Source organism: Halomonas huangheensis (assembly GCF_001431725.1).
GTDB classification, from domain to species: Bacteria; Pseudomonadota; Gammaproteobacteria; order Pseudomonadales; family Halomonadaceae; genus Halomonas; species Halomonas huangheensis.
In genome coordinates, this window is the sequence record NZ_CP013106.1 from 2,422,302 (window position 1) to 2,444,672 (window position 22,371).

The 22,371-nt window shown below is 58.8% G+C and carries 20 protein-coding genes; 9 read left to right on the plus strand and 11 right to left on the minus strand.

Annotation, left to right across the window (positions count from 1 at the left end):
- Nucleotides 1-4: 4 nt before the first annotated feature.
- Both AR456_RS10770 and AR456_RS10775 read left to right on the plus strand, forming a co-directional pair.
- Complete coding sequence (locus tag AR456_RS10770; protein WP_021817386.1) at nucleotides 5-1,270, plus strand: M20 family metallo-hydrolase; 1,266 nt, start codon at nucleotides 5-7, stop codon at nucleotides 1,268-1,270.
- A gap of 58 nt (nucleotides 1,271-1,328) precedes the next feature.
- Entirely contained in the window at nucleotides 1,329-2,741 is a 1,413-nt protein-coding gene (locus tag AR456_RS10775; RefSeq protein WP_021817385.1) for an amidase, read from the plus strand.
- 60 nt (nucleotides 2,742-2,801) lie between these two features.
- Here AR456_RS10775 and AR456_RS10780 read toward each other — a convergent pair whose 3' ends face one another.
- The 5 genes from AR456_RS10780 to AR456_RS10800 all read right to left on the minus strand — a co-directional run bounded on the left by AR456_RS10780 (nucleotide 2,802) and on the right by AR456_RS10800 (nucleotide 7,462).
- Entirely contained in the window at nucleotides 2,802-3,107 is a 306-nt protein-coding gene (locus tag AR456_RS10780) for a hypothetical protein (protein WP_021817384.1), read from the minus strand.
- Between the two features lie 120 nt (nucleotides 3,108-3,227).
- A complete protein-coding gene (locus AR456_RS10785) occupies nucleotides 3,228-4,457 on the minus strand; it encodes a BamA/TamA family outer membrane protein (protein WP_021817383.1) in 1,230 nt (409 codons plus the stop codon).
- A 171-nt stretch (nucleotides 4,458-4,628) separates the two neighbouring features.
- Nucleotides 4,629-4,907: a hypothetical protein gene (locus tag AR456_RS21285; RefSeq protein ID WP_155829131.1), complete on the minus strand. Its 279-nt coding sequence runs from the start codon at nucleotides 4,905-4,907 to the stop codon at nucleotides 4,629-4,631.
- Nucleotides 4,908-5,184: 277 nt separating this feature from the next.
- The gene (locus tag AR456_RS10795) at nucleotides 5,185-6,231 is read right to left on the minus strand and encodes a DUF2955 domain-containing protein (protein ID WP_031206989.1); all 1,047 of its coding nucleotides are present in this window, start codon (nucleotides 6,229-6,231) and stop codon (nucleotides 5,185-5,187) included.
- A gap of 169 nt (nucleotides 6,232-6,400) precedes the next feature.
- On the minus strand, nucleotides 6,401-7,462 hold the full coding sequence (locus AR456_RS10800; RefSeq protein WP_021817380.1) for an HlyD family secretion protein: 1,062 nt from the start codon (nucleotides 7,460-7,462) through the stop codon (nucleotides 6,401-6,403).
- A 203-nt stretch (nucleotides 7,463-7,665) separates the two neighbouring features.
- On the opposite strand from AR456_RS10800, the gene AR456_RS10805 reads away from it, so the two are divergent.
- Entirely contained in the window at nucleotides 7,666-9,276 is a 1,611-nt protein-coding gene (locus AR456_RS10805; RefSeq protein WP_021817379.1) for an OpgD/OpgG family glucan biosynthesis protein, read from the plus strand.
- A 103-nt stretch (nucleotides 9,277-9,379) separates the two neighbouring features.
- Nucleotides 9,380-9,628 (plus strand): hypothetical protein, encoded by a 249-nt coding sequence (locus tag AR456_RS10810; RefSeq protein ID WP_021817378.1) that lies wholly within the window; start codon nucleotides 9,380-9,382, stop codon nucleotides 9,626-9,628.
- 19 nt (nucleotides 9,629-9,647) lie between these two features.
- Here the strand turns inward: AR456_RS10810 and AR456_RS10815 are convergent, their stop codons facing one another.
- Nucleotides 9,648-10,700, minus strand: a complete 1,053-nt coding sequence (locus AR456_RS10815; protein ID WP_021817377.1) for a LacI family DNA-binding transcriptional regulator — start codon at nucleotides 10,698-10,700, stop codon at nucleotides 9,648-9,650.
- A 281-nt stretch (nucleotides 10,701-10,981) separates the two neighbouring features.
- Here AR456_RS10815 and AR456_RS10820 point away from each other — a divergent pair, with 281 nt between their 5' ends.
- The 4 genes from AR456_RS10820 to AR456_RS10835 all read left to right on the plus strand — a co-directional run bounded on the left by AR456_RS10820 (nucleotide 10,982) and on the right by AR456_RS10835 (nucleotide 14,928).
- Nucleotides 10,982-11,956: a TRAP transporter substrate-binding protein gene (locus tag AR456_RS10820; protein WP_021817376.1), complete on the plus strand. Its 975-nt coding sequence runs from the start codon at nucleotides 10,982-10,984 to the stop codon at nucleotides 11,954-11,956.
- A 99-nt stretch (nucleotides 11,957-12,055) separates the two neighbouring features.
- A complete protein-coding gene (locus tag AR456_RS10825; RefSeq protein WP_021817375.1) occupies nucleotides 12,056-12,574 on the plus strand; it encodes a TRAP transporter small permease in 519 nt (172 codons plus the stop codon).
- 2 nt (nucleotides 12,575-12,576) lie between these two features.
- The gene (locus tag AR456_RS10830) at nucleotides 12,577-13,869 is read left to right on the plus strand and encodes a TRAP transporter large permease (RefSeq protein ID WP_021817374.1); all 1,293 of its coding nucleotides are present in this window, start codon (nucleotides 12,577-12,579) and stop codon (nucleotides 13,867-13,869) included.
- Between the two features lie 105 nt (nucleotides 13,870-13,974).
- Nucleotides 13,975-14,928, plus strand: coding sequence for an NAD-dependent epimerase/dehydratase family protein (locus AR456_RS10835; RefSeq protein ID WP_021817373.1), 954 nt, complete (start codon nucleotides 13,975-13,977; stop codon nucleotides 14,926-14,928).
- A 9-nt stretch (nucleotides 14,929-14,937) separates the two neighbouring features.
- On the opposite strand, the gene AR456_RS10840 is transcribed toward AR456_RS10835, so the two are convergent.
- The 4 genes from AR456_RS10840 to hrpB all read right to left on the minus strand — a co-directional run bounded on the left by AR456_RS10840 (nucleotide 14,938) and on the right by hrpB (nucleotide 19,658).
- Entirely contained in the window at nucleotides 14,938-15,570 is a 633-nt protein-coding gene (locus AR456_RS10840) for a DUF938 domain-containing protein (RefSeq protein WP_021817372.1), read from the minus strand.
- A gap of 17 nt (nucleotides 15,571-15,587) precedes the next feature.
- Nucleotides 15,588-16,082, minus strand: coding sequence for a YchJ family protein (locus tag AR456_RS10845; RefSeq protein ID WP_051995677.1), 495 nt, complete (start codon nucleotides 16,080-16,082; stop codon nucleotides 15,588-15,590).
- Nucleotides 16,083-16,093: 11 nt separating this feature from the next.
- A complete protein-coding gene (locus AR456_RS10850) occupies nucleotides 16,094-17,002 on the minus strand; it encodes a glutaminase (RefSeq protein WP_021817370.1) in 909 nt (302 codons plus the stop codon).
- 151 nt (nucleotides 17,003-17,153) lie between these two features.
- On the minus strand, nucleotides 17,154-19,658 hold the full coding sequence (hrpB, locus tag AR456_RS10855) for an ATP-dependent helicase HrpB (RefSeq protein WP_021817369.1): 2,505 nt from the start codon (nucleotides 19,656-19,658) through the stop codon (nucleotides 17,154-17,156).
- A gap of 194 nt (nucleotides 19,659-19,852) precedes the next feature.
- On the opposite strand from hrpB, the gene AR456_RS10860 reads away from it, so the two are divergent.
- Nucleotides 19,853-21,229 (plus strand): NCS2 family permease, encoded by a 1,377-nt coding sequence (locus AR456_RS10860; RefSeq protein WP_021817368.1) that lies wholly within the window; start codon nucleotides 19,853-19,855, stop codon nucleotides 21,227-21,229.
- Between the two features lie 134 nt (nucleotides 21,230-21,363).
- On the opposite strand, the gene AR456_RS10865 is transcribed toward AR456_RS10860, so the two are convergent.
- The gene (locus AR456_RS10865; protein ID WP_021817367.1) at nucleotides 21,364-22,062 is read right to left on the minus strand and encodes a TetR/AcrR family transcriptional regulator; all 699 of its coding nucleotides are present in this window, start codon (nucleotides 22,060-22,062) and stop codon (nucleotides 21,364-21,366) included.
- Nucleotides 22,063-22,371: the final 309 nt, after the last annotated feature.

Sequence of the window (22,371 nt, forward strand, 5' to 3'; positions counted from 1 at the left end):
ACCGATGCAACAGGACACAACTTTCGGTAGCCGGGTCGACACTCGGCATTTCTGGCTCGACCTGCAACACCAGGCACGAATTGGCGCCCTGCCCCAAGGAGGACTGGGGCGACTCGCCCTGGACAACAATGACATTCAGGCACGCCTGTGGCTGATCAATGAAGGGCAGAAGCTGGGCTGCCAGGCATTCTTCGACCCTCTCGGGAACGTCTATCTGCGCCGCGAGGGCTTGCAACCTGACCTGGCGCCATTACTGATAGGCAGTCATCTCGACAGCCAACCCAGTGGCGGAATCTACGACGGCACGCTCGGCGTGCTCTCCGGACTGGCAGTACTGCGTACACTCCAGCAGCAGGGCACTGCGCATCAGCGCGCTATCGAAGTTGTCAGTTGGACCAACGAGGAAGGCGCCCGCTTTACCCCTGGAACGTCGGGCTCATCGTGGTTCTCCGGAAAAAGAGAGCTTGCGGAAATTCTGCCTTCACGCGATCACAACGGAGTAACTTTTGGCGATGCCCTCTCCACGTGCCTGTCGGCATTGGAAGGCTCTGGGGCACACGCCCGCTCCACGAGCTACTCTCCCTACGCCTACCTTGAGAGCCATATCGAGCAGGGGCCGGTTCTGGATGCCTCAGGCCTGCCAGTCTGCGCGGTCAGCGGTATACAAGGCGTGAACTGGTATCACTTCGAACTGACAGGGATTGCCAATCATGCTGGCACGACACCGATGGACATGCGCTGCGACGCCCTGATGGCCGCTCACGCTCTGATTTCTGAACTGAACAGCATCATCCACCAGCATCACCTGAAGGATGGGCAACTGCGCTTCACCATCGGTAAGTTTGCAGTTGCACCCAATTCGATCAACACCATCGCCGACCGCGTCTCCTTCGGCGTGGACCTGCGCCACCCGACTGCGGACGTACTCGCCACCATCGACGAGGAGTTTCAGCGCCTGGCTCAGCATCGCTGGAACGGTTGTGACACCACCTTGCAGGTATTGTCACGCATCCCTCCTGTTACCTTCGACGCAGGCATCGCAAGTCGGTTGGAGCGCAATATCGCCAACTACGCTCCCCAGGCTCCAAAGTTGGTGTCCGGCGCCTTTCATGATGCAATTCACATCGCTCACCTATGCCCCTCTGCCATGCTGTTCGTGGCCTGCCGAAACGGTATCAGCCACCACCCGGACGAACACGTCGACGCCCAGGATGCCGCCGTGGCAGTGCGCGCACTGTCCCAGACCGCATTCGAGTTGATAATGCAATGACGATGCCGGTTTCGCCCCATGGCTGACACTCACCTGAATAACCCTCCAGGAGCCGTCCATGACCGTTTCTCCCTTGTCACTACCGCTACGCGTGCAGTATCAGCAACTGCGTGACGGTGAATTACGTGCCATTCAGTTGGCCGAGGCTGCGGCAACCACCTGGCAATCTCGAGGCCTGCATGATCATGCCTATAGAGACTGGAATGGCGACGTGGCCCTGGCACATGCTCGAGCCGTGGACGAGTTGTTGGCCTTGGGAACCGATACTGGCGCCCTGATGGGAATGGCAGTGTCCATCAAGGACATCTATGCGGTCAGCGGGTTTGAGACCTTCGCCGGCTCAGCCAGGCGTCTCGGCCAACCCTGGGAAACTTCAGGTCCACTGGTTCGACAGTTGCTGGCACAGTTGCCAATTGTCATGGGCAAGACACATACCGTCGAGTTCGCGTTTGGTGGACTCGGCACCAACGCGCACTGGGGAACACCGAGAAACCCGTGGGATACCAGACAGCATCGCACTCCCGGAGGGTCCAGTTCCGGTGCAGGTGTTTCGGTAGTCACCGGTACCGCCAGTCTGGCATTGGGTACCGATACCGCAGGCTCAGTCAGGGTACCCGCGTCCATGACCGGAGTCTCTGGACTGAAAACCACCGCGGGACGCTGGCCCACCGCCGGAATCGTGCCTCTGTCCAGCACTCTGGACACGCCGGGACTTCTGGCGCGCCGCGTCGATGATCTGGCCTTTGCCTTCGATGGCATCGACCCGGGGCTCACTGGTCTCGGAAAGAGGGTTTTAGCACCACCCACCCTCAGCTCGCTCACTCTGGGAGTTCCTGACCGCTACTTCTGGGATGATTGCAGCCCTGGCGTTGCCGAGGCCGTGCAACAGGCCATCCGCCAACTGGAGAAAGCCGGAGCGCGTATCGTGACTCTCGATATTCCACACACCAATGACGCACTGGCATTGTTTCTGCAGGGAGGGCTTGCAGCGGCGGAACTGGCTGCATTCCTCAGTCATGAACTCCCCAACGCCCTGGACCACCTCGATCCCAATGTCGCCGCACGTGTCGAGGCGGCGGAGCAGATGTCTGCCACGGAATACCTACGTCGCTGCAGGATTCTCTCGGACTTGTCCGCCAGCGCCTGCGACTCGCTTTATCAGGTAGACGCGGTGCTCACTCCAACCGTTGCCATTACCCCACCGACGTTGATGCAGCTCGAACCTGAGGGAGCCTATGCCAGTGCGAACATGGCCGCGCTGAAGAACACCATGATCGCCAATTTCATGGGACTCTGCGCCCTCACTCTGCCAGTCGGGCGGGATGCCGCGAACATGCCGGTGGGGCTGCAACTCCTGGCCAGGCCAATGCAGGAACCCCGCCTGCTCGCCATCGGGATCAGTATCGAGCAACAACTGGGGGACAGTGTGGCTATTCTGGGAGAACCAGAGGTTCCATCACTTCTGTCATGACCTGCAGCAACCACTGGAAGACGGCAATGCCCCTCCATATAACTGTTGGGCATCGCCCCCTCACTCCCCACAATTCATGCGGTAGCGACGTGATTCGGCATCGAGTTCAGCGTCATCGTCAACCTTGCTGTAGAAGAACGGTGCCGCTTCGTCTTCCGCGGTAGCGAGTCGATAGCTGCCGCACAGCCCATAGCCACTATTGACCTCATGCGATTCCACCAGCGCTACTTCGCTTGAAGTTCCAAGGGCCGCGCTGATGGCCTGCTGTGCATCAGTATTGACGCGGCTGTCGGCCGAGTACTCATATCCGAACAACGCCACAATGGAGAACAGAATCAGAACCACGGGAATATACAGATTATGCATTGCGCAACGCCATATGACGGGACAGAGGGCAATATAATACGCGACCAACACGCTTGATGCTGTAACCAGGCCTGGCGCTGCAACGAGACAGTGGCGATACATTCTTCTCGCCACCCTCCGCTAGTCCATCTGCATGCCCCATGCATGACCAAACTGGATGTAGAAGACGTCTTCTTCCGGTCCCCTGGCGTAATCGAGTCCGACGTCCAGCCCCAGCTTTCGGGCAATGCGATAGCGCACCCCACCACCCCAGGTACTGGCATGGGCCTCATCACCACCGAAGGTATGGCCGTAACCACCAAAGCCAACCGCAGCCCAGCGTGATGTCAGTTGCCGTCTGAGTTCGATTTCCGAAGATACCACCCTATCGCCGGTGTAACGATTGCGCGCCAGACCACGGATATTGATGTCCGGTTGCATGAAAAATGGCGCGTCATCGGAAGCCAACAAGGCATCGACCATCGCACCGAGCGTCCAGGCATCCCAGGAGTGGAACCCGGCACCGAATACGGATGCCGTATTGAAGTCAGCATCGCTGCCGAAGGCGTCGTCGAAGCGCTGGAACTCCGCTACTACATTGACACCGTTGGTGGGAGTCATTGGGTTGTCACGATTATCGAAGTGAGCTTCCAGCCCCAGAGAGACCAGCTCGATCTTCCGCTCGGCCAGCTCCTCAATGCGCGGAAACTGATCCTCGGTATCCAGATTGATATCATTGCGCCGCCAACGCAGCGATGGGCCCAGAGAAAAACCACTGTCGCCGAAACGGTAACGCGTCTTCAGTCCGATATAGTCGATGTCGTTGTTGTAGCGCAGCGCCATATCCCGATTACCGGGATGAAAGTCGAGAACCGCCAACCCGGTGGCGGCTGCTACATCATAAAGCCAGCGACCATTGGCGTATGATCCCGAACGCATGATGCCACCGCCCCAGGAGCCATTACCGGTGACGGCACCCCCAAGAATGGTGCGCGTCGGAGGGAGGTTGGAACCGGGCTCAGGGTTTTGCACGAAATAGGCTGCCAGGCCAAGACCATCGTCCACTGCGGGCTCAGTGATCACGATCGGCATGGGAATGAAGCCGCCTTTGGCCAGCAGGTTGGACATATCCAACTGCCCATCCACTTCATCGAAGAAATTGCTGCGCCAACCGCTCTGCTGCGGCGGAGTGGAAGCCTGCTCTTCACTCTGGCCCGGATCAACAGTAGCGGCAGGGGATCCACCATCAGCAGGAATTGGCGACGCGTTTCCTGCATTACCTGAAGGCGCTTGTTGCGCCAGCCCCACTGATGGCAACAGCGAAGCCAGAGCTAGACTACCAAGCAGTACTGAGCTTTCGAACCGAATCATCGGGTGTCCCCTGGGACGTGGCATGAGCAGTGGCTGACGCCAATCGCGTACAGGGCATCATGGTTCCCCAAGGGTTTGCGCCGCTTTTTCTGCCTGGCGAGGCGGGCAAGCTCCCTGCCACCATTTCAGGTATTACTCATTGAACCAGGACAAGTGTAGCTCTGCTGCCCTCTACGTGTTGCAGGAAATACTGCTCGTCACCATGACGAGGTATCTTGCTCGTTCCAGAATCGTTAGCCTGGTGCGCCTGATGGCACCGGACTCAGTGGTGCCCCCTGCCATGACCATGCCCCTTTCCTTGACCACGGCCACGGTTTCCCCAGTGCTTGCGGGAGTAACGCTGCTTATCATGGCGGTAATCGTGGTCATCGTCATACCGTCTCCGGTAGTCGCGATGATATCGATCACGGTCACGATATCGGTCATGGTCACGGTGATAATATCGATCATGCTCACCATGGCCGATGACGCCGGGCGGGGAATGAATCCGCGCGGGATGGTAACTGCAACCCGCCAGGGCAGCGATGGCGGTCACAGCCAACAGAAGGAAAAACAGGCGCATGGGGGCTCCAGGTCAAGGTATCTACAGCGATGCTAACAATGACCACCATCGCTGCCATGTGGGCCACTGGCGACACTTGATGACAATCCTGTGCATCCAATGCGCACTCAAGCAGCACTCACCTCAGCACCCGTGGGGAATATGATCCGTATGTGTCGAACTGGACTAGCCATGACTGGACACGGCTGGCCAACGATCGAGTAGCCGGTGCAGAACAGCCATGACCACCAGCGTTGCCAACAATGCAATGCACATGGAACTGAAGCGATAGAGCGCATCAATCACCAGGTCCTGGTTAGGGCCTAGATACTGGCCGAACAGAATTCCCAAAGTGGTCATTCCTCCGAAACCGACACCGGAACCTCCACCTTCGAGAATATGCTCACGAGCAAACAACAATAGCCCACCGAAGTAGCACACCAATACCAGCAACAAGTGGTCACTCTGAGTGAACAACACCAGCTGCAGCGCAAGCGCCAGGTTGCAGCCCAGCAGTGTCCCTATCGCCCGCTTGCGCGCAGAGATCCGCGCACCGTGGTAGCCCAGCGAGAACAGGATCAGAATGGTCGCCATCTGCGCCGACAGAGAATCACGCAGATCCAATGACTGAAATACCACAAACGACAAGGTCGCGGTAATCGCGCCGATCAAGGTCTGATGACGCCTGAGCTCGTGTGATTTGACAACCGGCTGCGGTGGCTGACGCGGTTCGCGATCAGGTAGCAGCCCATGCATCAGGCAAGCAATCAGTACCGCCAGCACACTAGCCATCGTATTGCTGGCAAGCAAGTCGAACAGATCCAGATCCGGGTAGCTGGCAAAATGCAGCATGATGCTCAAGGTCAACACCCCATTGGCACCGAACAGGAACAGTGGACCGCTGGCCATCAAGGAAAAACGCCACAGGAACAGCATCAACACCAGGCCAGTCATTACCACCGGCATATGTTGAGTCAGTCCCACCACCAACGAGACCTCCACCACATTGAAACAAGCATTGGCCAGAAACTGGCGCACGACCCGCATATTGATTACCGGCACCATGCCCAGCAGAAACATCGGGAATACCGTGAAGAACACGCCATAATTCCAGCCCATGAACTTGCTGATCAGAAAACCGATACTGGCGCCAAGCGCGATACGCAGGCACTGGCGCAGATCATTGGCGCTCAAGCGAGTCCTTGTCGGGGCACTCGATTTACGCTGCACCACTGGAGTCGCCTGCTCCTCAGCAGAACCAGTTTCCCGCTCACTATTCGATGCAGCCCCCTTGGACTCAGCCCCCCCTGGCCCGCTTTGAATGGACGATGCAGAGCTATCAGTGGGCTCAGTAGACTCAGTGGGTTCAGTAGACTCAGTGGGTTCAGTAGACTCAGTGGGTTCAGTAGACATAATGCAACCAGGACATCAGGCGGACCTGCAAGGCACCCATGGCATGGGCCAGCAAGTTGTCACCGGGCAATAACTGCACCGTCGCTCGCGCGCCACTGGGCAGATCCCGGGGCAGCGATTCATCGAGCGACAGATGTATACGAATACGCTGAGCATCCCTCACCCATCGATCCGTAGAGGGGATGTCAGCGAGATTACCATCGGCAATCAACTGCCCATCCTGAACCCCCGCATCTCGGGATATGACATGCGCATCGAAGGCCTGACCGGGAATTCCGTCAAACACCACCAGTGCTGAGTCACCCGCAGCTACCTGCCGCAGGCTCTTCTCGCGAAAATCGGCAACCAGATCAAGCGAGTCCACGACCATCGCCAGTACCGCCTGGCCGCGTGAGATGAAATCGCCGTTTTCCAGTTGCAGATTGCTGACCGTAGCAGTGTGTTCGGCTCTGACACTGGTATGTTCCAGGTCCAGCTCAGCCTGGGCCAATGCGTTACGAGCCTGACGCAAGCGCAGGTTGGCGTCCCCCTCTTCGCCCAGCTCGACTTCCAGTTGTGCCACCTGGGCCTCGGCTGCCTGCAGTTCGGCTTGAGCCGACTGATCCGACGCCACCAGGCTATCCAACTGCTGACGCGAGATGCTGTGCTGTGCGATCAGGCGCTCAGCACGCGACCGTTCCCGATGCTGCTCCTCGGCCTTCGCCCGAGCGGCCTCCTTCTGCGCTCTGGCCGCTGCAAGACTGGCTGCCAGGCTAGCGTTGTCCTGGCGCGCCTGTTCGAGTGCGAGACGAGACTTGTCACGCGCCAGCACGAAGGGATCATCATCGATGCGAAACAACAGATCACCGCGCTGTACCTGCTGATTGTTCTCGACCTGCACATCACTTACCGGCCCACTGACCTGCGGGGCAACACGCACTACAGGACGCATGACACGCGCCTCCGGCGTCATCGGCATCCAGATATCCGCGACAAGAAAGTAGATAAACAACACACAGAACAGCCCGATGGCCGTTCGCACCAGAAGCGCAAAACGCTGGTCAGGGGACATGCAGGAACATCCTTGGAATGATTCGACTTACTGATTCAGTTCACTAATTTGACTGGCCTGGGCGCATCGAGCGCACAAGGACCGCGCAGATTAGCATATTATTAGCATGCTAACAATGATCACCGTCTATGGCGATGGAACCTATGCCAATCCATGCAGTCGCAGTGAAGAACGTCTGAATCCCCCGACAAGGACGATGGAGAATGAAACGACGCGATTTCCTTAAATCGGCAACTGCACTCGGCGCCTGCCTGCTGCCGGTTTCACCACTGCTGGCAGCAATGGATTCCCGGGTGATCACTACCGGCGAAGCGCAACCCTTCGATTACGCATGGCTCAAGGGGCTTGCACGTCACCTCTCCGAACAGCCCCATCAGGATCACAGCGGTCAGATTCCCGAGCAGCTCAAGGAGCTGAGTTGGGATGATTACCAGGCGATTCGCTATCGCCCTGACCATGCGCTGTGGAGCGACAGCAATGCCCCCTTCCGCTCCCAGATGTTCCACCTCGGGCGCACCTTCACGACTCCAGTGCGGATCTACCAGGTCAACAAGGGTGAAGCACGTGAAATCGCCTACGACCCGGCGATGTTTGATCTTGACGATGTCGATCTCGACAAATCACAGCTTTCCGAACGCCTGGGCTTCGCCGGATTTCGTCTCCATCACGAGAGTGACTGGCAGCGTGATATCGCGTCCTTCCTCGGCGCCAGCTACTTCCGCGCCGTGAGCCAAAGCATGCAATACGGTCTGTCGGCTCGCGGCCTGGCCATCGACACTGCCTCACCAGATAACGAGGAAGAGTTTCCTGTCTTCACGCGCTTCTGGCTCGAGCAAGCTGACGATCGACCTGTAGTGATCGTGCATGCGCTGCTCGAGTCTCCCAGCACCACTGGCGCTTATCGCTTCGAGATCACCAGAGACGTCGAAGGCGTGGTGATGGATATCGATGCCACGCTCTATCCTCGCAAGCAGATCGATCGGGTCGGCATTGCTCCCCTGACCAGCATGTACCTGCTGGGCGAGAACGATCATGAGGTCAACTATGATTGGCGCCCGGAAATCCACGATTCCGATGGTCTCTCACTGCAAAGTGGCGATGGCGAGTGGCTGTGGCGCCCGCTGGTCAATCCACCGCAACTGCGCTACAACGCCTTTTCCACCATATCTCCTCAGGGCTTTGGCCTGGTCCAGCGCGACCATGATTTCGACCATTATCAGGATGATGGCGTCTTCTATGACCGGCGCCCCAGTGCGTGGATCGAACCACGTGGCGATTGGGGGGAAGGGAGCGTGGATCTGGTCGAGATCCCGGCGATGGATGAAACCTTCGACAATATTGTGTCTTATTGGAATCCCGCCGATCCGCTACAGCCAGGACAAGAGTATCTCTATTCCTGGCGTCTGAGTTGGTACGGTCTGCCACCGAAACAACCAGGTCTCGCCCGCTGTGTGGCCACACGCACCGGCCTTGGTGGCGTGGTTGGTCAGAAGCGCGAATATTACAGCCGACGCTTCGCCGTCGATTTCCGCGGCGGCCCCTTCCCGCTGGAAGAAGATAGCGATATCGAAGTCGAAGCCGTCATCGAGGCCAGCCGAGGCAAGGTCGAGATTACGTCAGCGCGACCACTGGAGGCCATCCAGGGCTACCGCGCAATGTTTGATCTCGTGCCACCCGATGACAGCACGGATCCCATCGATATACGCCTCTATCTACGCGACGCCGAAGGCAACCCGATGACCGAGACCTGGCTGTATCAGTGGAATCCGCCGCCCGCAGATCAACGTGACCTGCACAACCCCGGCCACCTCTAGAGACATGATGCTGAAGGCTGGCGTTGCGTAGGGTACGACCCACCGGCATCATGACGGCGAGCACTACACTCTCGCCGTCATGATCGCCAACAGGAAATACTCGATGCCATACCCACCCCTGACTCGCCGGTGCATACTGATGCTGACCACCAGCTGCATGCCCCGGCTTATGGCTACCCTGCTGATCGCAAGTAGCCTCAGCGCCTGCACGACATACACCTGGGATGATGGGCACAAGGAAACCGTCTGGGGCGTTCCCACCGAAGACGAGACCCTCACCGAACAGGAGCGCCAGGCTCAAGGGGCCATCTATCGCGAACCCGGCGAGATACCCGAGCCAACCCAGCCTTGATGCCTTGAGCCGAGCAGGTTCAGGCGCTGCCTCCTTCAATCAGATTGAAACCGATGTTGCGACGTGACTGTGTCGGAGTTTCTCCGGCCAGCCGCGCCAACAGCATCGACGCAGCCTCAACACCCATCTGCATACGCGCTACCGACAGCGTGGTTAACGATGGATTGAGAAACTCGCCGAGTTCCAGCCCCAGATAACCGGTGACAGCAATCTGCTCAGGTATTCTCACACCCCGGCGCTGCGCTTCCAGCAATGCGCCGGTGGCCAGAATATCATTGGAAAAATGGATAGCATCCGGCGGTTCGGGCATCTTCAGCGCGGCATCCAGTGCCTCGACCCCAATGCGATAAGAGGCTGGCTGCTCATATTCCAGCAGCAGGCCTGCCTCCAGTCCCAACTCGGTCAGCCGATCACGAAATCCTTGCCAGCGCTGCCGTGCCCGATAATCACGCTCCATGTTGGAACCGGCAAAGAGCATGCGCTGATAACCCCTTCCCGCCAGATAATCAGCCATGGAACGCCCCAGAGTATGGCCATCCACGCCGACGCTCATGTCGATACAGTCGTCGCCATGTTCCATGATCTCAACTACCGGACGTCCCCATTCGCGAAGACGCTCGATCACTGCTGGCCGATGGCGCAATCCGGTGAGAATCACTCCAGAAGGCGAATAGCCAAGCACCGTATTGACCAACTGAGCCTCTCGATCGAGATCGAAATCCGTGGAGGCCAGCAGCATCTGATAACCGGCACTCTCCAACGTCTGCTGAATACCGTGCACCACCTCGATAAAGGTCAGAATCGACAACGACGGCACGATGACCGGTATCACCCTGGTCCCGGCCGATGCCAGCCCACCAGCAATCAGGTTAGGCACATAGCCCAGCGCCTCCACTGCGGCATCCACTCTTGCCTTGACCTGTTTCGACACTCGCTGTGGCGTGTTGAGCGCTCGCGATACGGTGATCGGTGCGACCCCCGCCTCTCGCGCTACATCACTCAATGTCACGCGTCCCTTGTCACGGTGGCGCTTGCGTCCGCGCGGCTCCCCACCTGTCGATCTGTTGTCCATGGACGCTGTTGCCTCTGATTGTATTGTGCTTTGCCATATTGGTCCCAGCTACAGTGCGACCAGTGTAACCCAATACCAAAGTAGTGGTAGCGCTACCATGAAAATGGTAGCGCTACCATCCAGTGCCTGCTAGCTTTTCCACCTAGCGGTGGTGATCCGCACTAAAGCGGGGACTCAGCCCTTGCTTCATTAGTGGACACCACCATACACCGGTCCAGGTTGATGCACTGAGCCGGCGCAACAACGGACCGAGTTCAACTCGCGATCGGGAGATAACGACAATGAAAGCACGCACCCTAACGCCCCTCGCCCTCTCCGGCCTCCTCGCTCTTGGTGTCAGCGCCCAGACCCATGCAGAGGAAATGGCCATTGCTCTGCACGTCGACCCATCTCACATCATGTTCAAGGTCGGTGAGCGTCTGAAGAGCTCTATCGAGGAACAGACCAACGGTGACATCAGCGTCACGCTGTTGGGTACAGAAGTCGGTGGTGAACGCGACCACCTTGAAGGTGCCAGTTACGGCGAATATTCCATCGCGCTCGGTGGCTCGATGCCTATGACGCTGTACGCACCGAAATTTGCCGCCGCAGACCTGCCTTTTGTCTATGACTCCAGCGATCAGGCCCGTCAGGTCTATGAAGGAGAGACCGGAGAGGCGCTCAATCAGAGCCTGATTGCCAACGGCAACATGCGTCTAGTGGGACTGTCAGCACGTAATCCGCGCAACCTGACCTCAAAGCAACCCGTCCACACTCCGCAGGATGTCAGCGAAGTTCGCCTGCGTATTCCGGAAATCGCTCCCTGGGTCACGATCTGGGAAGAAATCGGCGCTCTGCCTAGTCCCATTGCCTGGCCCGAGGTCTACACCTCACTACAGACCGGCGTTATCGATATGCAGGAAAACCCGGTGGATCTGATCCAGGCCGGCAAGCTGTATGAGGTGCAGGACTACATCAACCGCACCGAACACGTCTATTCCTTCTTCCATTGGCTGATGAATGAGGACTTCTATCAGGAACTGTCCGACGAGCACCGCGAGATTGTGCTCAATGCCATCGACGAAGCCACCATCTGGGGTGATGAGGCGGTGAAGGAGGGCCAGCAGGAAGTCTATGCCCAGCTCGAGGCAGAAGGCATGGAAGTCATCGAGACCGATGTCGATGCCTTCCGTACCGCCGCACGCCCGGCCATTGAGGAAGTCGCCCAGAGCTATGACCCTGCAGTACGTGACTACGTGCTGTCGCTGCTCAAGTAAAAGCCGGCTTCGGTGTCGGTCGGCAGGACAGTGGCTCCAGCCGACCGGCATCGGAACTCGACTCATCCCCACAATCGGCAACGGCCAGCGGAGATCTGCATGACTACCACCTTTTCATGCCTGGTTGCTTACTTCTGGCGCCTATTGACGCTGGTGGTGGTGACCGCCTTCGGACTGATGCTGATGGTGATGGCCATCCAGGTCATCTCCCGATACAGCCTGGGAATCGCCGTTCCCTGGACTGACGAGGTATCGCGTTACCTGTTTCTCAGCGAAATATTCCTCGGCTCGGTATTGGCTCTGCGCTACCAGGAGCATATCCGTATCACCGTGGTCACCGATCTGCTGTCGCCTTCCTTGCGACGCATTGCAGCTCTGCTGGCCGACCTGATCTGCATCGCCGTGCTGGTAATGATGATGGGTGGTGCCTTCAACATGATGGAGCGAACCGCCGGCGTGTTTGCCAGCACCTTCAACATGAGCTTCTCGTATCTCTATCTCATGCAGTTGATCGCCGCCGGCTTGATGATCCTGCTACTGGTGGAAGACATCATCAACAGGCTACGCGGCCTTGAAGACCACAATCGGCCCGACACCCAACCGCCAGGGAGTAATTGAGCATGGATATCTTCGTCATCATGTTCGTGGGGCTGATCGTCCTGTTGATGCTGGGCGTCCCCGTGGCCTTTGCCATGATCGCCTCGTCGGCAATCGTGCTGGGCTATACCCGCGGCTTCAGCGAGATTCCTCTGGAAATGATCGCTCAGCGTACGCTGTACGGTGTCAACAGCTTCACCTTGCTGGCGATTCCGGCCTTTCTGTTGATTGGCCGCTTGATGAACGCCGCCGGTATCTCCGACCGCGTCTTCGATGTAGCACGTTGCGCCGTTGGTCATCTCAAGGGTGGTTTGGGTCACGTCAATGTTTTGGCCAGCATGCTGTTCGCCGGCATGTCCGGCTCAGCAGTGGCCGACGCCGGTGGGCTTGGTGCGGTGGAAATCAAGGCCATGAAGGACGACGGCTATCCTGAGGACTTCAGTGCAGCAGTCACCGCCAGCTCATCGACCATCGGTCCGATCATTCCGCCCAGTATTCCGGCGGTGATCTACGGCGCCCTGGCCAATGCCTCGATTGCCGCAATCTTTCTTGGCTCGATTCTGCCGGGACTGTTCATGGGTCTAGGGTTGATGGCGATGGTCGCCTTCATCTCTCATCGCCGCGGCTATCCCACACGGGCCCGCGCTACACTTGCGGAATTCAGCCGCGCCCTGGCTCGCGGCCTGTTGCCGATGCTGACACCGGTGATCATTCTGGTCGGTATCCTGTCGGGGTTGTTCACGCCAACCGAAGCCTCGGTAGTGGCACTGCTCTACTGCCTGGTCATTTCCTTCTGTGTCTACCGCTCGATCAGCCTCCGCGAATTCTTCGGCATCCTTCGCGACACCGCTATCGACACCTCAGCGCTTCTGCTGATCATCGCCGGTAGCGCCCTCTACAGCTGGATACTGGCGCGCTATCAGGTCACCGCGCTGGTCGCCGACTTCCTGCTCGCCACCGTCAGCGACCCGGTTCTGCTGCTGCTGTTGCTGATTGCCTTCATCCTGCTGATCGGACTGTTCATCGACTCGGTACCGGCACTGTTCCTGCTCACTCCGCTACTGGTACCCGTTGTCGTGCAGTACGGAATCGAACCAGTGCATTTCGGCGTGGTGATGATCTTTACCCTGATGATCGGGCTGATAACCCCTCCGGTGGGAACCGTGCTGTTCACGGTGCAGAAAATCACCAGCATTTCGTTTTCATCTCTGGTGCGCGCCACCCTGCCGTTCTATATCCCGCTGTTCCTGGTGTTGCTGATCATCGCGATGGTGCCATCCATCGTCATGTTTCTACCCAACCTACTACTCAACTGATGCGCTCTCATCGCTGAGTGCGCATAGCTGAGGCCGTTCGACGGCAACGGCTCAGCGACGGCAATCAAGCACGACAACCAAGCGACAACAACAAGGAGAACACTCATGGCAGTCCTGATCACTGGAGGCCTCGGCCACGTCGGCTCCTGGGTCGCCACTCATCTCGCTCGTGGGGGAAAGAAAGTCATCATCTGCGACATGGCGGCAGCACACTTCGAGCGCATGGGGCTCGACTACCTGGAGGAAGTCCGCGACAACATCGTGCTGGAAGCCGTGGATGTGCTCGACACCCACACATTGTTCGAGACCTTTCTGCGCTACCGCGACGAACTCGAGGGCGTGATTCACGGCGTCTCGGTGATCGCCGGGCCAACCTTCAAGACTCGGCCGTTCCGTCATTTGTCGATAAACGCCATGGGCACCCTGAATGTCTACGAGACCTGCCGTCTGCTGGGCATCAAGCGGGTCGTCAACATGAGCTCCGGCGCGGTCTATGGCGATGCCGAGGGCCCACAGCACGAAAGCACGCCCTACAAGGCCACCGACCTGTACGGCGCGACCAAGATCTCGGCCGAGCTCTACGGTGACCAGTACAGCGAAACCTTCGATATGGATATTCGCCAGGCACGGCTGTTCTTCGTCTACGGGCCGGGCAAGAAGCCTTCGCATATGCACGCCGTCTACCAGGCGATGTTCGGCCCGTTGGAAGGACTCAAGTCGGTACACGCCGCCAACGGTCAGGATCAGGTCACCGACTGGACCCATGTCGAGGATACCGCTCAAGGAGTGGTGCGACTGTTCGAGACGCCCAACGTGCCTCATCGCCACTACAACATCTCCTGTGGCGTTGCGGTGTCACACCAGAGCATCATCGACAATGTGACGGCACTGCTCGGCCATGACAGCGATATGCAACTGGGACGAGGTCCCTTTGTAGTGCGTGGCGCGCCATTGGATATTCAGCGCGCCCGTGAGGACCTGGGGTTCGAGCCTCGTTACCCGGATATCCGTGAGGGTCTTGAGGACTATCACCGCTGGCTGACGGCCCAGTCAGTTTGAGGGAGTGGTTCAGGCGCGCTGGAACGTTACGGCCAGGTTGTTGGCCGGCAACTGTTCGACACCATGCAGTGACAGGTTGTTGCCGGCAGCTTCGGCAATCACCTGTTCAAGGTCCCGTACCCCCCAACTGGGGTCGCGAGCCTTGAGCCAGGCGTCGAACTCGGCATTGCTCGGCGCCGTATGCTTGCCGTTTCGACGATATGGGCCATACAGAAACAACAGGCCACCACTGACCAGTTGCTGGCCTGCTACACCCATCAGTCGCTCGGTGACCTGCCAGGGCGAGATATGAATCAGATTGATGGCCAGCATCGCATTCCAGTGTTCGGCTGAGTGCTGGAGAGCATCATCATCCGCCAATAGATTGCGGTGTTGTGCCGGCAGAATATTGCTCAATCCGCTATGCGTGCGCCAGGCCTCTATCGACTGGATCGCCGCCTCATTGATATCACTGGGTTGCCACTGCCAGTCTGGGTGGCGCTCGGCCATGTACACCGCATGCTCTCCACTGCCGCTGGCAAATTCCAGCAACCTGGCGCTTTCCCCCAAGAGTCCGGACAGCACGCCATGAATCGGTTCGCGATTGCGTGCCGTCGACGGACTGAACAGACGCGAGTCGGCAGGCGAATTGTCATTGCTCATCAACGTACTCCCGGTCATTACCCACAACACTGTTTCAGCTTGCGTCCGCTACCACAGGGGCAGGGGTCATTGCGCCCCGGCTTGAGACGCGAAACCTGCGGCTGACCATCCACATAGCGCCAGTGCCCCTCCTCACGCAGAAACCGTGAACGCTCTTCCAACATTCCCCAGCGCATGCGTCCGGCACGTCCCTCACAAAAGACTGCCTTGAAGTACACATGCCCGCTGCCGTCTTCCGCCAGGCCATGATCAAGAATCTGCAGATGCCGCCAGTGGCAATCATCATCGCCCAGTTCCGCCGGTCGAGTTGTCGAGTGCCAGCTACTGAGCAGATAGTCATCCAGTCCCAGTGCAAACGCCGTATAGCGCGAGCGCATCAGAGCTTCCGGCGTCGGCGCTTCGGCTCCGTCATGAATCAGTTGGCAGCAACTGTCCAGCGTTAGACCACTACCGCAGGGGCATGGACTTGTTGAGCAGACACTTGCTGGCCCTTTGCTGGTGAGGTCATTCATCAATGGGGCCTTCAAGTAAACACGGACCAACCGGTTTCGCGCGATAAACGCGCCAATGCCGACGTGCCCTGCAATGAGTTGCCGTAGCGATCCAATCCCGGCGACCAGACCGCGATCGAAGCCACATTGGGCACCACCGCCATGATGCCGCCACCAACGCCACTCTTGCCAGGGAAGCCGACCCGGTAGGCGAAATCGCCCGAGCCATCATAGTGACCACAGGTCATCATCAGTGCATTGATCGAACGTACACGCTCGATACCGATCAGTCGTTGATGACCAAATCCGCCACACAGGAAACGTGCGGCGCGCGCCAATTGCGCCGAAGTCATCTCGATGGCGCAATGATGAAAATAGGTGCCCAGCACACGATCGCAGTCATTGGTCAGGTTGCCACAGGACTTGAGGAAGTAGGCAAGGGAGTAGTTGCGGTCTCCGGTTGCCTGCTCCGAATGCGCCACATGGCGATTGATATGGATGTTGGTATCTTCTGCGGCTTCGCGAATGAAGCTGAGCATTTCGCCGAGGGTATCACGCGGCGCCTGACGCCCCAGCACGGCGTCGGTGGTGACAATCGCCCCGGCGTTGATGAAGGGATTACGCGGAATCCCCTCTTCCACCTCGAGTTGGACGATGGAGTTGAAGGCACGCCCGGAGGGCTCACGACCGACGCGCTCCCAGAGACCATCACCAAGGCGCCCCAAAGCCAGCGCCAGCGCGAAGACCTTGGACACACTCTGAATCGAGAATGGCGTCCGATAATCACCAGCGTGAAACTCCTGCCCATCCACCGTGCAGACACTGATCGCGAACTGCGCTGGATCGACGCAGGCAAGTTCGGGAATGTAGCTGGCGACCTTCCCCCAATCATTCTGCTGTCGAGCATCACGATCAATGGTATTCAGCAGTGCTTCAAGCATGACGTTTCCGACGTTATTCAGAGTTTCAAAGCTGACGACAAGAACAAGGCGACAAAACAGGGCGTTAACAACAAGCGGCGATGTTGGCGCCAGCCTTGATGGCTGTCAATGGCAACGGAGCGTGGCCCGCTACGCAACCGAGCAATTACGCTCACTTGCCCCGACGCAGCGCACGATTGGTGCGCATGGTTGGAGTTGCGGTAAGCGGATCTTCTGGCCACGGATGCCGTGGGTAACGCCCACGCATTTCCTTGCGGACTTCTGGATATACGTTGGTCCAGAAACTCTCCAGATCCATGGTGCGTGCCAACGGTCGCTGTGCCGGTGACAAAAGTTCGATACGCACCGCAACACGGCCGTCGACGATACGCGGTGTCTTCACCCAGCCCAACAACGCCTGCAGTTTGGCGGCCAACACCGGTACGACTCGAGTCTCTGCCGAGTCCTGATCCGCGGTGGTTGATTCGATGTCATAGCGCAATGCGGCACTATCGCCACTCGGCAATGTCATGCGCGTAGGCGCCAGCTCATCGAGACGGGGTAACAATTGCCATGGAATCCGCTGACGCAATAGATCTGTCCATGGCAAGCAACGCACTTGATCGAGCCGCGACAGATTCTCCAGATGCGGGCCCAACCATTCATCCAGCTCAGCGTGCATCGCTTCATCAGACAAGTCTGGCCAACCTTCATCATGTGCCGCGCGCAGCAATTGCACTCGCGTGCGCAACGCCTCGGCAGCATCATTCAGCGGCAGGCGGGGCTCCCGCAACAGCGCCTGCACCAATGCCTCGCGACGCGCTTCAGCACTCGGCGGCCCTGTGAGTGGTCGCCGCTCAAGCACCACAGCGCCCAGACCGCGTACCCGCTCACCGATCAAGCGCTTGCTCTGATCGCACCATTCGACACGCTCACGCCAGTCGTGAGTCTCGGCAAAGCCGGCCTCGAGATCGGCCAGCTCCAGGCGTGCCGCGTGACGAATCATCGCCTCCCGCGGGTCGCCGTCGGTATCGACTATCAACAACAGCTCGGAATGCGCCAGCGACTGATTTTCCGGCAGACGGACCATGCCACCATTGGCCATGCGAAAGCGCCCTACAGCAACTCGTTGCGCGATGCGTTCGGGCCACGCGCGCATCAACAAACGTGCCGATGCCTGCTGATGCCCGGCGCGTGGCTCAACACCAGCGATCCTCGCCAGGCGTCGCGTATCACGCCACCATTGCCCAGCACGCTCCCGCGACTGCCACAGTTCGCTCAGGCAACTATCCACATCACGCGACGTCCCTCCACTTCGCCCTTCCAACCACGCAGCGATGCCACAGGCCTCAGAGGTAGCGCCATCGCCCTGCGCCACGGCGTGCTCCAGCATCACCGCCAGTGCCGGTGATACCGGCCAACGACCAGCCTTGCGCCCCAGGCTGCTGACGCTTCCATCGGGACCCAGCAACCCAAGCTTCTGCAGTTGCTGTCGCGCCACATACCAGGCTCCTGCGGGCGGCGGTGTCACCCAGTGCAGGCTGACAGGATCGGCAACACCCCAACGCGCCAGTTCGAACGCCAATGTCGCCAGATCCGCCTGATGCATTTCCGCTTCGGCGTGGGGAACCAGCGGCTGCTCCTCTGCCCACAGCCGATAACAATGACCTGCGGCCTGGCGCCCGGCACGTCCTCGACGCTGATCGGCACTGGCTCGGTTGACCCGCCGTGTCGCCAGACGCGTCATGCCAGTGCGCGGCTGAAACACCGGGATGCGTTCCTGGCCCACGTCAATCACGGTCCGCACGCCATCCACGGTGACACTGGATTCGGCAATCGCGGTAGCCAATACCACCTTGCGACGCCCATCTTCCAGCGGGCACAGCGCACGACGCTGGGCATCCAACGCCATCCGCCCATGCAATGGCAATACCGACAGTTCGGGATGACGCTGGTTCAACACTCGCTGCAGACGCTCAATCTCCGCCACACCGGGCAGAATCACCAGTACATCACCCTCATGCGCCAGCGCCTCGGCAACCACACGGGCCTGATGTTCCGCCGCATCGCTGCGGGCCGCCGAGGGCCGATAGCTCGTCGTTACCGGAAACTGTCGCCCAGGACACTCGATCAATGGCGTCGCTTCGCCGAGTACCGCCTTGAGTGCTGCCACATCGAGGGTCGCGGACATCACCAGCAGACGCAGGTCATCGCGCAGTGCCTGCTGTACATCCAATGCCAGCGCCAGGCCCAGGTCTGCCTCGAGGCTACGCTCATGAAATTCGTCAAAGATGATCCCGGTGACACCCTCGAGCATCGGATCATCCTGAAGCATGCGCGTCAGCACACCTTGAGTGACTACCTCGAGACGAGTCGCGGCACTGACACGACTCTCACCGCGCATGCGATAACCGATGCGTTGACCGACGTCCTCGCCCAATTGCGCTGCCATATGCCCTGCTGCCAGACGCGCGGCAACTCGCCGAGGTTCCAGCAACAACAAGCGGCCATCGCCATCGTCACCTCGGCACCAATCCGTATCGAGCAACGTCAGCGGCACGCGAGTGGTCTTGCCGGCGCCAGGCTCGGCCACCAGCATCACGCGAGTATGCTGTTGCAGCGCGTCACTCAAGGCAGGCAAGCGAGATTCAATGGGCAGTTCAGCAGATAGATCCATGCAACATCCGGGGCAAGTGCAAAGGCGGGGCCGCAGCGGATCATACCATGGCCATTGCTCTACAACTTTGTATACATATTGAGCAATCGGTTGTTGCCTTTTACAGGCGTTATTGTCTACGCTCGAGAATGCTGACCAAAAGGTCAGGTTTTGATTCCGTTCAATGACAACGACAACGACAAGAGAACCCTGCCATGACACAGAGCTCGTACGCGACGCAACCATCGGCGTCGACCGCCGAGTCGCCGTCTCCCGCCCCTGGTTGGCTCGACCGCTACTTCAACGTCAGCCGCCGTGGCTCCTCGGTCAAGACCGAAGTGCTGGCCGGCATTGCCACCTTTCTTGCCGGGATGTATATCATCGTGGTCAACCCAGCGATCCTCTCCGACGCCGGTATCCCATTCTCCGCGGCACTCTCGGCCACCGTCGTCATCAGCTTTCTGAGCAGCCTCGCCATGGGGCTCTATGCCAGGAATCCCATTCTGGTGGCGCCCGGCATGGGCATGAATGCACTTTTCACTTATACCCTGGTACTGGGTGCAGGGTTGTCCTGGGAAGTGGCACTGGGCTGTGTGTTCTGGTCGGGCGTGATGTTTGCCTGCCTGGCCATGTTCAATGTCCGCGAGGCCATCATCGACGCCATTCCTCCTTCGCTGCGTTACGCCATCACCTGCGGTATCGGCCTGTTCATTACCTTCATCGGCTTGAAGAATGCAGGCTTCATCGTCGCCAGCCAGGCAACCCTGGTCAGCCTCGGCAATCTCGACGCCAGCCTGGTAACCTTCTTCCTCGGTCTGGTGGCCACCGCGGTGATGGTGATTCGTGGCTTCAATGGGGCGCTGATCCTCGGCATCGCCCTGACCACACTGATGGCTGCACCGATGGGACGGATGTGGGGCGGCGAGGAGGTGTTGGTGGCCTGGAACGGGCTGGCATCGATGCCGGATTTCTCGGCAGTATGGAAGGTCGATATCCTCGGTGCCTTGAAGGTCGCCTACCTGCCGTTCATCTTTGTGATGCTGTTCACCAACTTCTTCGACGCCCTTTCCTGCTTCATGGCACTGTCGGAATCCGCCAACCTCAAGGATGCCAACGGCAACCCGCGTAACCTCAAGCGCTCGATGACTGTTGATGCCTTCGCCTCGATGATTGCTGCACCACTCGGCACCAGTGCGGCTCAAACCTTTATCGAGTCCGGAGCCGGTGTCGCCCAGGGAGGACGCACCGGCCTGACCGCCGTGGTCATCGCGGTGCTGTTCCTGCCGTTCCTGTTCCTGTCACCGCTGTTGTCGCTGGTGCCCAGCATTGCCACTGCGCCAGCGCTGGTATTGGTAGGCCTGTTCATGATGGCCCCGGTGACACGTATCGATTGGAGTCGTTTCGAGGATGCGTTTCCGGCCTTTCTCGCCATCATCCTGATGCCGCTGACCTACTCGATCACCCTCGGCATCGCCTTCGGCTTCATGAGCTTTGTACTGATCAAACTGGCATTGGGTAAGCCGGGTGAGATCAAGCCGGCGATGTGGGTATCGGCGGTGCTGGCAGTGATCATGCTGGCGACGGCGCAATAGATACACTAGCGCCTAACCGTGGACTGTCGCCTGATGGTGAGAAGCTGTTCTGTCTGCGACAAGCGGCACAACTGGAGCGGAGCAGGCTCTCAAGCCGGCTCCGCCAGGTCGACACTTCAACGTAACGCGCACGGTCACCCCAACCGCTGCGGAACCCCGTTTGACCTGGCGCCGCTGGACTTGACGCCACAGCCCTTGAGCACCACATCAACCAGAAAGCCGGTGATGCGATCGAGGTCCTCATCGTTCAAGCGCTCTCGTCCAGTGATACCGAGCACCTGTGCCTCGAAGTCTGCATAGTGCTGAGTCGCCGACCAGATCAGAAAGATCAGTGATACCGGGTCAACGGGATCCATCAGTCCCATCTCGGACCAGCGACGGAATACTCGCGCCCGACCTTCTACCCATTCCCGCAGGTCGCCGCGCAGGTAGTCCTGCAGAAAGGGAGCGCCCTGCAGAATCTCGGTCGCAAACAGCCGTGAGGCCTCGGGATACTGGCGGGACATCTCCATCTTCGAACGAATGAAGGCGCTGAGCACCTCGCCAGGATCATCATCCTCGTCGATGTCATCAAGCATGGTGTTCCAGCGGGCCATTACGCCTTCGAGCAACCGCACGTACAACGCCTTCTTGCTGCCCATGTAATACAGCACATTGGACTTGGGTAACCCGGCTTGCTCAGCGATCAACTGCACGCTGGCGCCGCGATAACCATGCCGAGAAAACACCCGCTCGGCAGCCTCGAGAATATCCCGCTCGTTACGCTGGCGAATTGCACCACCGGTTTCCGGCGCCTCGGCGGAAACCTCCCTGTCCTGTGACCCTCTTGCCATGGCTCTCGCTCGCAGTTGTGTAGCCGTTGTGTGATCCGTTCTGCAATCCAATGGAAAGGACACAGAGCTTGCCTGATGGGCTACGTCGAGGCAATCACTGGCCCGCTTTTACCCACATGCCTGGGGGTCAGCCCCCCTTGCAGCACAACAACGCTCAACGCTTGGATACAGAATTTTACTCACAGGACTTGAAGAATTTGACCATTTGGTCAACTATTCAGTTAGAGACGATCAAATCCGCAATAATCAAAGCAACATGATCCAAACAAGATGATCTACATAACATGATCCACATAACAACGAACGATC